The sequence below is a fragment of the Streptomyces sedi genome (assembly GCF_006335015.1).
Lineage (GTDB): Bacteria > Actinomycetota > Actinomycetes > Streptomycetales > Streptomycetaceae > Streptomyces > Streptomyces sedi.
Genome location: NZ_VDGT01000003.1, coordinates 445,579 through 457,801 on the forward strand (window position 1 = coordinate 445,579; position 12,223 = coordinate 457,801).

Genomic DNA, 12,223 nt, shown 5'->3' on the forward strand with positions numbered 1-12,223 from the left:
CGTGGCCGGTCAGCCGTCGGCCAGCGCCTGGAGCCGGTCCATCGAGCCGTTGAACTGGTTGTGGTCGCCCACCGTCGGGCCCGTCGAGGTGTACTGCCAGAAGGTGTGGAAGTCCCAGCCGGCCGGCAGCGTCCCCGGGGTCGAGGCGTACCTGGCTATCCACAGCGGGTTGGTCGTGCCGAAGCCCGCGTGGTCGCCGGTGCACTGCTTCCACCAGTCGGTGGTGGTGTAGATCACCACGTCCCGGCCGGTGTGCGAGCGGTAGGTGTCGCTGAACTCGCCGATCCAGTCGACCATCGCCGAGTGGCTCAGGCCGTAGCAGGCCGAGCCGTACGGGTTGTACTCGATGTCGAGCACGCCGGGGAGCGTCTTCCCGTCGGCCGACCAGCCGCCGCCGTGGGACGCGAAGTACGTCGCCTGCTCGGCCCCGCCGGAGGCGTTGGGCAGCGCGAAGTGGTACGCGCCCCGGATCATCCCGACGTCGTGGGAGCCGTTGTACTGCTGCGCGAAGTACGGGTTGCGGTAGCCGGTGCCCTCGGTCGCCTTGGCGTAGGCGAAGCGGACGCCGCTGTCCCAGAGCGTGGACCAGGCCACGTCGCCCTGGTGGCTGGAGACGTCCACGCCCTCGACGGTGGCCGTCGGGCTCGCCGCGGGGGGCGCGAAGGTCTGCCGGTCGCCCTCGTGCGCGAGCAGGGTCGAGCCCATCGAGGCGGAGCCGAAGTCCGGATGCGTCCGCGGGTCTTCGTCGTCGGCCGCCGCCGGCCCCGGCGCGGCCAGCAGCAGCGCCAGCGCGAGGCCGAGCACGACGGCGAGGGACATCAGGGGCGTGCGGGTGGAGTGGGGGGTGGGGGAGAAGGAGCGGCGGCGGGCGGGCCCGCCGTGCGCCCCCGGGTCGGTCAGGGGCATGAATGTGCCTTCCGAGAACCGTTCGAAGGGGGGACAGAGGAACCGTCGACGGCCTTTACGCTGCGGCCATGTCAACGTCCCAATTCGACGGTAACGTGGGTAGATCGGGGCAGGAAGGGAAAACCGGCGCAGCCGTGCCCCGGGGGCGCTGAACGACGTGAAAGCCGGGGCGTGACCCCTGTCGCCGGGTCAACTCGCCACGGCAGCGCCCCGGTTGCCGCCGCGCGGACGCCGTACGCGGCCGTGTCGACGCGTCGCCGGGGTCCCGCCGGAGCGCCGTCAGAGCGTCAGCAGCACGGCGGTGGCGTCGTCGTGCGCCTTGCCCCGGGGGAAGGCGGCGCCCTCCGGGTCGGCCGACTCGGCCGCGCGCACCTCGTCGATCACACCCTCGGGGCCGCGCGCCCTCAGCGCGGCGAGCAGCGCCGTCCAGTCCCCGAGCCCGAAGGTCTCGGTCCAGCGGCCCACCCCGTCGGTCAGCGCGGCCAGCGTCCGCACCTCTTCCCTGGGGGTGGCGCCCACCACCGCGTGGGCGGCGACGGACGGGTCGGCCGCGGCCGTGAAGAAGCCGCCCGGCGCGTTGCGCAGGGACTCGACGAACGCGGCGCGCTCGCCGGCGGGCAGGGCGCGCGCCCGGGGCCGCACCTCGTCCAGTCGGGCGTCGAGTACCGGGCGCACGAGGCCCGTTGGCGCCTCGATCAGCAACGCCGAGTCGGAGAGCACCAGATGCTCGACCCGCGCCGCGTCCCAGCGCGCGCACACCACGGTGGCCTGTGGCGTGCGTCGGTGAGAAAGGTCACAGGTGGTCCGGTGGGCGTCCGCGGTGTGGGAGATGGACTCCGCCAGCGCCTCGCGCAACGTCGGCGCGGGCGTGCGGGCGAGCGCCCGCAGCAGCGTGCCCCCCAGGCGCGCGGAGAACCACGCGACCCCGTGTGCGCAACCGAAATCCCCCCTGGGTGCCGTCACGCCGTCCAACACCACCAGTGCCCCCTCGCCCGCCTCTGTGGGCATGGCCACGGCGGCGAAGTCCTCGTTGGGCTGTCCGGGGGTGCCAGGAGCGGTGGCCGACTGGATGCGCATGTCCAACAGTCTGCCGTAGAGTGGCATTTGCTGGTGTTTGGCGGGAGATGAGCCGATAGACGCCCGGGCGAAGCTGATCTTGCCAGGAGCGCGTGAGGAACACCAGCGAAAACCAGCCGAAGTCATCGAGCGGGTGCCCCGACCAGGTGACGTGAGCTTGTCCGCCAACTCCGGGGTGTTGTTCACTCCTTCGGGTGGCGGGGCCGGTGGGGCCGCCTCCGCCCCCGTCGGCGCTGGCAGGGTCGGAGCCGAAGTGACAGGAATGCGAGCACAGGTGCGGAAGACGACATCGCGGGACGAGGGTGGTTCTGCCCCTTCCACACTCTCGGCCGCGGCCGGCCAGCGGTCCCACGCCGCCCGTCGCCGCAGCGCCCGGGTGCGCACCCGGTTGTTGATCGCCCTGCTGCTGACCGCCGCCGCCGTGCTTCTCGCCGGCGCCCCCGCGGTCACCGACCGCGTCCAGGGACTCGACGAGAGCCAACGGCTCCTGGACGACTCGGCGTTGGGCGAGCGCGCCCTCTCCCTCTCGCACATCCTGGCCGACGAGCGCGACGCCCTGGTGGTCGCCGCCGCCGACGAGCGGGCCGACCGCGACGTCGCGCTGACCGACGACGCGGAGGCCCGCGCCGACCGACGGGTGGCCGAGCTGCGGGACGCCGTCGACCCGGAGTTGGGCGAGCACCTGGACGCGCTCCCCGGGGAGCGCGAGCGGGCGCTCGCCGGCGAGTCCACGCCGGTCGAGATCCACCGCGCCTACACCCCTGCCGTCGAGGGCCTGGACGGGATGCTGCGCGCGGTCAGCCGCTCGGCGCCGTCCGACGCGGTCAGCCCGACCAGCGACGCGCTGCCCGACCTGGCCCGCGCGGTGCACGCCGCCTCGGCGGCCAGGGGGCTGCTGCTCGCGGCCCTGGTCGGCGACGGCGAGCAGGGCGAACTGACGGGCCTCGCCCAGCGGGAGAACGTCTCGGAGACCGCCGCGCTCGCCGACTTCCTGGCCATCGCCGACCCCGAGGGCGGCGACGCCTACCGTTCCACGGTCACCGGCGGCGACGCCGAGGCCGCCGAGGAGTACCTGGCCGTCCTCACCGACGCCGCCGTCCTCGACTCCGAGGACCGCGCCCTCGACCCCGCCGAGGTCGACGAGGCGCTGATGGCGCGCGTCGGGCTCCAGCGCGGCGTGCTCGCCTCGCTGGTGACCGAGCACACCGAGGCCGTCGAGGCGCTGCGCGACGACGAGTTGACGTCGCTGCTGGTCACCTCGGGCGTGGTGGCCGTCGCGCTGCTGCTCGCGCTGGCCGTGAGCGTGCAGTCGGCGCGCTCGCTGACCAGGCCGCTGGCCGCCGTGCGGCTCGGCACCCGGCGGGTCGCCGCCGACCCGGTGCACCAGGAGCCGGTCCGCTACACCGGCCGCGACGACGAGTTCGCCGAGGTGGTCGCCTCCGTGAACGCGCTGCGCGAGAGGGCCGGCGAGTTGCAGCGGCAGGCCGCGCAGGCCGAGCGGTCCAGCGGCGGGCTGCGCGCCGAGCGCGACCGGCTGCTGGCCGAGCAGCGTGAACTCACCGCCAGGATGGCCGCGTTGCACGGCGCGGTGCACGGCATGTTCGCCCATCACGCGCAGCGGCTGCTGGACCTCGTCGAGGAGCAGCTGTCGGTGATCGAGGGGCTGGAGGAGCACGAGACCGACCCCGACCAGCTGGCGGTCCTCTTCTCCGTCGACCATCTCGCGGCCCGGATGCGCCGGCACAGCGAGAACGTGCTGCTGCTGGCCGGTGCCGAGCCGGTCCGGCTGCTGACCGCGCCGATGCCGCTGATCGACGTGGCCAGGGCGGCGGTCAGCGAGATAGAGCGCTACGACCTGGTGGAGACCGTTCCCCCGCCGCCGACGCGCATCGTCGCGCACGCGGCCAGGGACATCAGTCATCTGCTGGCCGAGCTGCTGGACAACGCGGCCGTCTCCGCCCCGCCCGGCACCCGGGTGCGGCTGGCGGGCCACTGGCAGGCCGACGAGCTGCTGCTGACCGTCGAGGACGAGGGCCGGGGCCTGACCGACGTCCGGCTGGCGGAGTTGAACGCGCGGCTCGCCGATCCGGTGACCCCGCCGCCCGGCGCGGACGGCGGAAACGGGCAGCACATCGGGATGGGCCTCTACACGGTGGCCAGGCTCGCCGCCCGCCACGGGCTGCGGTGCCGGCTGGTGGCCCGCCCCGCGGGCGGGACCACCGCCGAGGTGCTGGTGCCGGGCGCGCTGGTGCTGCCGGCCGCCGAGTCCACGGGCTTCCCGACCGACTCCCTGGCCGGCCCGGCCAGCGGCGCCCACCCGACCATCCCGGCGGCGAGGACCGGCGCGACGCCCGTCGTCGTCCCCGAGACCGACACCGGCGCCCACCCGACGCTCCAGCCGGGGGCGACCGCTTCCACCACCGGGCAGCACCCCGTTGTCGGCCATCCCGAGGCCGGCTACGGCGAGCAGGCGCCCTACGGCGACCGCACGGGGTACGGGGAGCGGGCCGGCTACGGCCAACAGCCCTACGGGGACGTCGGGTTCGGCGAGCGGGCCGCGGGCGACCCGACGGCGACCGGCGAGTGGTCCGTCGGCGGGACGCCTGAGGGCTACGGGACCGACCGCTACGCGCCCGACCGTTACGGCACCGACCGCTACGGCGACGACGGCCATGGCGCGGGCCACCGGGACGCGACCGCCACCGGCGGCCTGCCGGTGCGCGACGCGACCCCGCACGCCCCCGAGCACACCCGCGCGCCCGACTCCGCGCCCGTGGTGACGGGCAGCGGCCTCCCGGTCCGCACCCGCGTCGCCTCGGCAGGCAACGGCGCCCAGGACACCGGCAGGAACCGCACGGTCGACCCCGACGAGCTGCGCCGCCGCCTCGGCGGCTTCCAGCGCGGCGCGCGCGAGGGCCACCGGGACGCGGCCCTGGAGGTGCCGAACGAGTTGGGCGGGGAGGGTCCCGCCCCGGTCGGCCACCCCGATCAGGGGCCGGGGCCGGCGGAAGGACCCGGCGAAGGGCCCGGGCGCTACGGAGAGGAACAGCCGTCATGAGCTCGGGGACCGGAACACGGCAGCAGGAGGCCGTCAGCCGTGGCGGGCGCGACCTGCGGTGGCTGCTCGGCAAGTTGGTGGACGAGGTGCCGGGCGTGCGTTCGGTCGCCGTGGTCTCCACCGACGGACTGCCGCTGCTCTCCTCGGAGTCGGAGGCCGACGGCGCTCCCGCCACGTTCGGCTTCACCGGCCCGCCGACCCCGCGCTGGCCCGGCGGCACGCCGAGCGGCGCCGCCGCCGACCTGGCGACCGTGGTCTCCGGGCTCGGCTCCCTCACGGGGGGCGCCGCCGAGCTGATGGACGGCGGGCAGGTCAAGCAGACGCTCGTCGCCATGGAGACGGGGAACCTGCTGGTGATGGCCATCTCGGACGGTTCGCTGCTGGGCGTCTACACCGATCCGACCGTCGACATCAGCGTCGTCACCTACCAGATGGCCCGCCTGGTCGGCCGCGCCGGCCACCTCCTCACCCCCGAGGTCCGCGCCGAGCTGCGCCAGGCCACCAGCCCCCACCGGTAGGGCGTGCCGGCGCCGCCGCGTCGCCCTCGTCGCGCGAACCGCTTCGGCCGGGCGGCGATCGTGGCGTTCGTGGCCCGGTACCTGAGCAGGTTCAGGCGGTGTTCGGCGGCGGGGTGAGGCCGGTGCGCAGCAGCGCGAGGTAGTTCGCGGTGGCGGCGGGTCTGCGTTCCGTCGGGTGTTCGGCGACCGCGTGGATGAGGCCGCAGAGCAGCTTCAGCAGGTTCTCGCCGGTGAGGGCGGGGGCCGGGTCGAGACGGGCCAGAAGGCGGGAGACTGCCGCGGCCAGGTCGGTCTTGGCCTGGTGCAGCGACTCGGTCTCGTCGTCGCCGGTGATCAGCACGTCCAGCAGTCCGGGGCGGTCGAGGGTGGACGTCAGCGCCGCGCCGAGGAAGTCGATGAGCGCGTCGGCCGGGTCGGGGCGGGTCTCCGCCTCGGTCGCCGTTTCCACCAGCGCGCGGACGGACTTCTCGAACACCGCCTCCCGCATGGCCCGCTGGCTCGGGAAGACCCGGTAGACCGTGCCGACGCCGACACCGCAGCGGCGGGCGAGTTCGTTCAGGGTGGGAACGGAATCCGACTCGTCGAGGGCGCGACAGGCCTCGTCGAAGATCCGCTGCCGGTTGCGGGCGGCATCGGCACGCATGGGGCCTCCTCGTGGACGGACGGCGCAAGTGGATAGCTTATCGGATTGCTGCTACGGTGAAACGGATAGCTAATCCACTTCGCCGATCCTGGAGCGGTCATGACCGTCGTGTTGGTGCACGGAGTACCGGAGACCCCTTCCCTCTGGGACGAGATCCGGGAGCGCATATGCCTCCCCTCGACAGCCCTGCGGCTGCCGGGGTTCGGCTGCGGGTTCCCGAAGGGGCTCGTGGGCAAGGACGCCTACGCCGACTGGCTGGCCAAGGAACTCCGCGCACTCGAAGGCCCGTTGGACCTCGTCGGCCACGACTGGGGCGGCCATCTCGCGATGCGGGTGGTCTCCGCCCACGACGTCCCGGTGCGCAGCTGGGTCTCCGACGTGGCGCACGGCTGGCACCCCGACTACCGGTGGCACGAGGCCGCCACGCTGTGGCAGCGCAGCCCGGAGGGCGAGGAGTCCCTGGCCTCGCTGCGCGTCGACTCGCCCGGGCCCACCCTCGGCGACCACCTCATGCTCCGGGGGATGAGCCCGGAGATCGCGAAGGAGGTCGACGGGGTCCACGACCCGGGGATGAGCGACGCGATCCTGGGGCTCTACCGCTCGGCGTGGCCCCACCTGTACGCCGACTGGGGCCGCGCGTTCGACCGCCCCGCCGCCGCGCGGGGGCTGGTGCTGGTGCCGACCGAGGACCCCATGGCCCGGCCCGACCTGGACCGGGAGGTGGCGGAACGGGTCGGGGCCGAGACCGCGGAGCTGGACGGCCTCACCCACTACTGGATGCTCCAGGACCCGGCCCGCGGTGCGGACGTGCTGCGGCGCTTCTGGGCCTCGCTCGACGACTGAATCGGTGCGGGTTCGGCTCGGTGCGGGTTCGGTTCGGTGCGCGTTTGGTTCGTTGCGCGTTTGGTTCGTTGCGGCGCGGGTTCGGTTCAGTTCGTCGCGGCGCGGGGTTCAGTTCGTCGCGGGGCGCACCGCGCCCTTGATCGGGGCGTGGGCGAGCGGGGTGACCTCCACGTCGCGGCCGGGACCCGGCGGGTGGACCACGGTGCCGTCGCCCGCGTAGAGCGCGGTGTGGCTGGCGTCCTCGTGGTAGATCACCAGGTCCCCGGGGCGCAGCTCCTCCAGCGGGACGTGGGGCAGCAGCTGCCAGCTGCGGGCGCCGGTGCGGGGGACGGTGACTCCGACGTGTTCCCAGGCGCGCAGCGCCAGCCCCGCCGGGTCGAAGGACTCGGGCCCGGCGGCGCCCGCCTCGTAGGGCTTGCCGCGCTGGTCGAGCGCCCACGCCAGGGCGCGCGCGCCCGGCGCGTCCGCGGCGCCGGCCCGGTCGTCCGGCTCCGCCGGCTGGTGGGCGGCGAGGAACTCGCGCTGCTCGGCCGCCGTCTCGCGTTCCTCAAGCGCGGTCAGCTCGTCCCGCTGTTCGCCGCTCAGCCCGGCGAGCAGCCCGGCCACCTCGTTCATCCGGTCGTGCGCCGCGTCCCTGCGGTCGCGCTGGTCCCCGGCGAGCCTGCGTTCCTCCTCCCACGCCTCGTCGGCCTCGGCGGCCAGCGCGTCGGCCTCGTGCTCGGCCTCGGCGAGCCGGCGGACCTCCGCCAGCTGCCCGGCCGCCGCCCGGCGGGCCACCGTGGTGTCGTGCAGCGCGCGCGCCGGCTCCTCGTCGGTGAGCAACAGGCGGAGCACGGGCGGCAGTTCGGGCGAGCCGCCGGTACGGTACTCGGCGGCGGCCAGCCGGCCGGCCGTGCGGCGCGCGCCGGCCAGCTCGCCTCGCGTGTCGGCCAGCCGGGCGGTGAGGCGTTCGACCTCGGCGCGCTGCTCGGCGAGGCGCTCGCCGGACTCGTTGTACGCCTCGGTGGCGGCGCCCGCCTCCCGGTAGAGCTCGCGCAGCTCGGTCAACAGGGCGGTGGCCTCGGCCGGTTGGCCCGGCGGCTGCTCGGCCGCCCGGGCGGGGCCGGCCGCCAGGGCGGTGGCGGCGACCAACAGCGCTGCCGTCACGACGGTCTGTCGGGGCATCAGGCCACTCCTCTCGCCGTCGCGCCACCCTCGGGCGGGACCGGCGCAGCGATGGTGTGCACGGCCGTGCGCCCGGCGCACGCCGGGAGGGGCGAACGGGTGGCCGCGCTACTCCGGCGCGCGGTCCCGGCCCCCGCTACCGGCCCCGTTCCCGTTCCCGTTCCCGTTCCCGGGGTCGGTCCGGTTCCCGGGGTTGGTGCCGTTCCCGGAAACGGTGCCGCCGGCCTCGCTCGTTCCGCCGGCCTGGCTCGTTCCGCCGGTGCGCAGCCGTCTGCGGTAGGCGCGTGAGGGGACGCCTTCCGGGTCGTGGACATAGCGCCAGCCCTTGGGGAGCCGCAGTCGGCGGGTGTGGCCCGCCGCTTCGAGGTGGTAGACGTGCACCGCGCTCAGCGCGCCGTCGTCCTCGCCGTCGTCGGCGGGAACGGGCACCTCGTAGACCTTGGGCGGGCGGCCCGTCGCGCCCACCAGCACGGGAAGCGTCTCGCCGTCCAGCGGCCCGCCGACAAAGGAAGTCTCCACAGCTCGCACCCGTGCAGCCTATGCTCAGGCCCGCCCAGGCCCCGGCCCACCCAGGTTCCCGGCTCGCCCAGGTTCGCGGGCTCGGGAGCCGCCGGGTTCAGGAGCCACCGGGTTCGGTGGCCACCGCGTGCGCCGCGCGTTCCAGCAGGGTCGCCACCCGACCGTCCGGCGGCTCCAGCTCGGCGGCGGCGCGCAACACCCGCGCGGTCTGCCGGTCGTGTGCCGAGGTGACCATCAGCTGCCCGACCAGCAGGTCGACCAGGTAGTCGCGCAGCTCGGCCAGGCCGAGTTCGCCCTCGTCCAGGGAGATCAGCGACATCGCCTCGACCGAGCTGATCCAGGCCCGCACGGCCACCCGCAGCCAGGGCCCCGGTCGGCGCACGTGCATGTGCCCCAGCACCGCCTGCGCCGCCGAACGCCGCACGCCGTCCACGATCGCCGTGGTGTGCGCCGTCTCCACCACGCTGCCGCCGCGCAGCAGCGCGGAGAAGCCCTCGCCGTGCTCGCGGACGAACGCCAGATAGCGGTCCAGGCCGTAGCCGAGACGTTCGCTGAGCGGCCCCTCGGCCGCCACGTCGAAGCAGGCGGACAGGCGCTCCGCCGCCTGCTGCAACGCCGCCTCGTACAGCTGCTGCTTGCCGCCGGGGAAGTAGCGGTAGACCAACGGCCGTGAGACCTCGGCCAGTTGGGCCACATCGTCGAGTGACACGTCCTCCGGCGCGTGCCGCGCGAAGAGTCGCAGCGCCGTGGCTATCAGCTGCGCGCGGCGCTCGTCCACGGTCAGGCGGCGGTAGGCCGGCACGTGTGGTGGGTGAGGGCCGCTCATGCTCCGCAGCGTAACCGGCCCGCCTTCCGCCGTGCGTCAACGTCCGCCGGCGGCGCATCGGTTCAGGCCAGGAGGCCGGAGGAGCGCCACATCCGCCGCGCCGCCCCGCGCATGACGCCGATGTCGTCGAGGAAGTCCGTCAACCGCCGTGCGCCCTCCCGCATCACCTCGCGCCGGTGTGCGCTCGCGCGCGCCTGGGCGACGGCCTCGCGCCGGTCGAGCCCCACCTGGGTGTACACCTCGGGGTTCACGAACGAGACCGAGAAGACGCGGGCGAACTCGCCGCTGGTGAGCCGGGTCAACTCCCTTTCCCAGCGCGGCGCCGAGAGCATCTGTCGGCGCAACTCCTCCCTCGCGTACCGGACATGGCGCGCCTCCTCCACCACGTGGATGCGGGTGACGCCCCGGATCAGCGGCTGCACCCGTTCGTCGGGGAACGTCAGCCGCTGCATCCAGTCCAGCACCTCCTCGCCGAGCAGCGTGGCGACGAAGGAGCCGGGGGCGGTGGAGACGGTCTTGAAGACGCGCGCCAGGTTGTGGTGCAGCGGACCGGGCGGGTAGTGCGGGGTGCCGCCCGCCGAGATCACGCGCGCGAACATCATCGAGTGCCGGCACTCGTCGGCGATCTCGGTGAGCGCGTAGCGCACATGCGCGCTGGTCGGGGACTTGTCGTAGATGTGGCGGACCAGTAGCTGCATCAGGATCAGTTCGAACCAGATGCCCAGCGAGGCGAGCGCCGCCGCCTCGTGGCGGGAGAGCGCGACGCGCTGCTCCTCGGACATCCGGTACCAGAGCGGGGTGTCGTAGAGGGAGACCAACTCGGGCGGCCAGTACCAGAGTCCGTCCTGCCAGGGCTGGTCCCAGTCGAGGTCTCGGTCGGGGTCGAAGGAGTGTCGCGCCGACGCCGCGAGCAGTCGCTCGGCCACCTGCTCACGGTCCTTGAGCGCGCCGAGCGCGTCCCGCAGCGTCGTGACGTCGGCCAGGTCACCGGAGGAAGCCATGGAATTATGAGACTCGCCGTCAACAAGACCGTCAATGGGTCGCACGGTACTTGTTACGCGCGGGTAGTTCGCCGGTGGCGACGGCCCACCGCGGTCGGTTCGGCGCCGCCGTCCTCTGATCCCCGCCACCGGACGCGCCGCGCCGTTCCCCGCGCCCGTTCCCCGCGCTGGGTGTTTTTTCGACCTGACGGGGGCGGGCGTCGCTTTTATGCTGTGCGGTGCCCCGGTGGTGGCGGTCTTCGCCGAGCTGTAGTTCTTCGCCCACCGGCGCGCCGCCGCCTGACCCGAACTCCCGCTGGAGACCCGTGAACGAGAGCGCCTGGACCACCCGCCCGGAGACCGCTTCCGACGTGGCGGAGGTCCGCCGGATCAACCTGGAGGCATTTCCCACCGCAGGCGAGGCCGACCTGGTCGAGGCGCTCCGCGCCGACCGGGATGCCTGGCTGCCGGGACTCTCCTGGCTGGCCGAGGCGGCGGACGGCACGGCCGTCGGTCACGCGCTGCTCACCCGCTGCCGGGTGGGCGGCGCGCCAGCGCTGGCACTGGCGCCGGTCGCGGTGCGGCCCGAGTGGCAGCGCACGGGGGCCGGTTCGGCGGCGGTGCGGGCCGCGTTGGCGGCGGCGGGGGAGCGCGGCGAGAACCTGGTGGTGGTGCTCGGCCACCCCGAGTACTACCCCAGGTTCGGCTTCCGCCGGGCGTCGGAGCGCGGGGTGCGGGTCGCGTTCGACGTCCCCGACGAGGCGCTGATGACGCTGACGCTGCACCCGGAACTCCCCGCCCCCGCCGGCACGGTCGCCTACCCGCCGGCCTTCGGCGTCGCCTGAGCCGGGACGCTCCGCTGGGGCTCTCCTGTTCGCCCTGTCCGCTCTGTCCGCACTGCCCGCTCCCGAACGCCTCGCCGCCCGTCGGCGGGAGTCGCGCGTCAGCTCGGGGGCGACTGCGAGGGGCGGGCCGCTCGGTCCGCGCCGGTGTCGCCGACCGGCTGTACCGCCCCGGCGCGGGCGGCACAGCCGGTCCGGGCGACGTCGTGAACGTCGAGACGGGCCGACACCCCGCCCCGGACACCCCGCACCACCGGTTCCCCGGACGTCGCGCACCCTCGGATCGGGGATGCCCCGAAGGATCGTGGGGTGCCCCGAACCACCCGGATCCCCGGACCCCCGCACCACGCCGACGGCCGGCCTGCCGCTCCGCCCGGTGGCCCGAGGCCCCGGGGGCTCACGGCCCCGGGGTCGGGGGACCCGACCGCCAGCCGGCGTCAGGCGTCCGCCACCCGGCGTTTGACGCTCGGCGTCCGCGCCCGACGCTCGCGCCTGACGTCGAAGACTGACGTTCGTACCGGGTGATTGGGTCTGATGCCCGGGCCTGATGTTTGGGTCTTAGGCCCGCGCCTGGTATCCGGGGGTGGCATCCGCGCCTGGCGTCCGGGGCTGATGTTCGTGTTTGGGGTCTGGGTCTGAGGTTCGCGCGTGGCACCCGGGTCTGACGCCTGGGCTTGGAGGCTTTGCGTCTGGCGTCGGGGTCTGATGTTCGTGTCTGGCGTCTGGGTCTGAGGTTCGCGCGTGGCACCCGGGTCTGACGCCTGGGCTTGGAGGCTTTGCGTCTGGCGTCGGGGTCTGATGTTCGTGTCTGGCGTCTGGGTCTGAGGTTCGCGCGTGGCACCCGGGT

11 protein-coding genes are annotated in these 12,223 nt (G+C 74.5%); 4 read left to right on the forward strand and 7 right to left on the reverse strand.

The features are described 5' to 3' along the window. Nucleotides 1-9: 9 nt before the first annotated feature. Complete coding sequence (locus FH715_RS06665) at nt 10-906, reverse strand: lysozyme (RefSeq protein WP_139641679.1); 897 nt, start codon at nt 904-906, stop codon at nt 10-12. Nucleotides 907-1,185: 279 nt separating this feature from the next. Continuing rightward, nucleotides 1,186-1,983: a protein phosphatase 2C domain-containing protein gene (locus tag FH715_RS06670; protein WP_139641681.1), complete on the reverse strand. Its 798-nt coding sequence runs from the start codon at nt 1,981-1,983 to the stop codon at nt 1,186-1,188. Nucleotides 1,984-2,257: 274 nt separating this feature from the next. Between FH715_RS06670 and FH715_RS06675 the strand changes: the two genes are divergently transcribed. Both FH715_RS06675 and FH715_RS06680 read left to right on the forward strand, forming a co-directional pair. Beyond that, nucleotides 2,258-5,041 (forward strand): sensor histidine kinase, encoded by a 2,784-nt coding sequence (locus FH715_RS06675; RefSeq protein WP_170184648.1) that lies wholly within the window; start codon nt 2,258-2,260, stop codon nt 5,039-5,041. Then, nucleotides 5,038-5,559, forward strand: coding sequence for a roadblock/LC7 domain-containing protein (locus tag FH715_RS06680; protein ID WP_139641685.1), 522 nt, complete (start codon nt 5,038-5,040; stop codon nt 5,557-5,559). The genes FH715_RS06675 and FH715_RS06680 overlap by 4 nt, the downstream gene beginning before the upstream one ends. A 91-nt stretch (nt 5,560-5,650) precedes the next feature. On the opposite strand, the gene FH715_RS06685 is transcribed toward FH715_RS06680, so the two are convergent. Continuing rightward, nucleotides 5,651-6,202 carry a TetR/AcrR family transcriptional regulator gene (locus FH715_RS06685; protein ID WP_139641687.1) on the reverse strand — a complete coding sequence of 184 codons (552 nt, stop codon included), beginning with the start codon at nt 6,200-6,202 and terminating at the stop codon, nt 5,651-5,653. Between the two features lie 99 nt (nt 6,203-6,301). Here FH715_RS06685 and FH715_RS06690 point away from each other — a divergent pair, with 99 nt between their 5' ends. Next, nucleotides 6,302-7,045, forward strand: coding sequence for an alpha/beta fold hydrolase (locus tag FH715_RS06690; protein ID WP_139641689.1), 744 nt, complete (start codon nt 6,302-6,304; stop codon nt 7,043-7,045). A gap of 108 nt (nt 7,046-7,153) precedes the next feature. Here the strand turns inward: FH715_RS06690 and FH715_RS06695 are convergent, their stop codons facing one another. The 4 genes from FH715_RS06695 to FH715_RS06710 form a co-directional block, all read right to left on the reverse strand. Continuing rightward, a complete protein-coding gene (locus FH715_RS06695; protein ID WP_139641691.1) occupies nt 7,154-8,209 on the reverse strand; it encodes a C40 family peptidase in 1,056 nt (351 codons plus the stop codon). Between the two features lie 108 nt (nt 8,210-8,317). After that, entirely contained in the window at nt 8,318-8,737 is a 420-nt protein-coding gene (locus tag FH715_RS29430) for a hypothetical protein (RefSeq protein ID WP_342782162.1), read from the reverse strand. Nucleotides 8,738-8,825: 88 nt separating this feature from the next. Then, a complete protein-coding gene (locus FH715_RS06705) occupies nt 8,826-9,554 on the reverse strand; it encodes a TetR/AcrR family transcriptional regulator (RefSeq protein ID WP_139641693.1) in 729 nt (242 codons plus the stop codon). Nucleotides 9,555-9,616: 62 nt separating this feature from the next. Next, nucleotides 9,617-10,555: an AurF N-oxygenase family protein gene (locus tag FH715_RS06710; RefSeq protein WP_139641696.1), complete on the reverse strand. Its 939-nt coding sequence runs from the start codon at nt 10,553-10,555 to the stop codon at nt 9,617-9,619. A gap of 305 nt (nt 10,556-10,860) precedes the next feature. Here FH715_RS06710 and FH715_RS06715 point away from each other — a divergent pair, with 305 nt between their 5' ends. Beyond that, a complete protein-coding gene (locus FH715_RS06715; RefSeq protein WP_139641698.1) occupies nt 10,861-11,379 on the forward strand; it encodes a GNAT family N-acetyltransferase in 519 nt (172 codons plus the stop codon). Nucleotides 11,380-12,223: the final 844 nt, after the last annotated feature.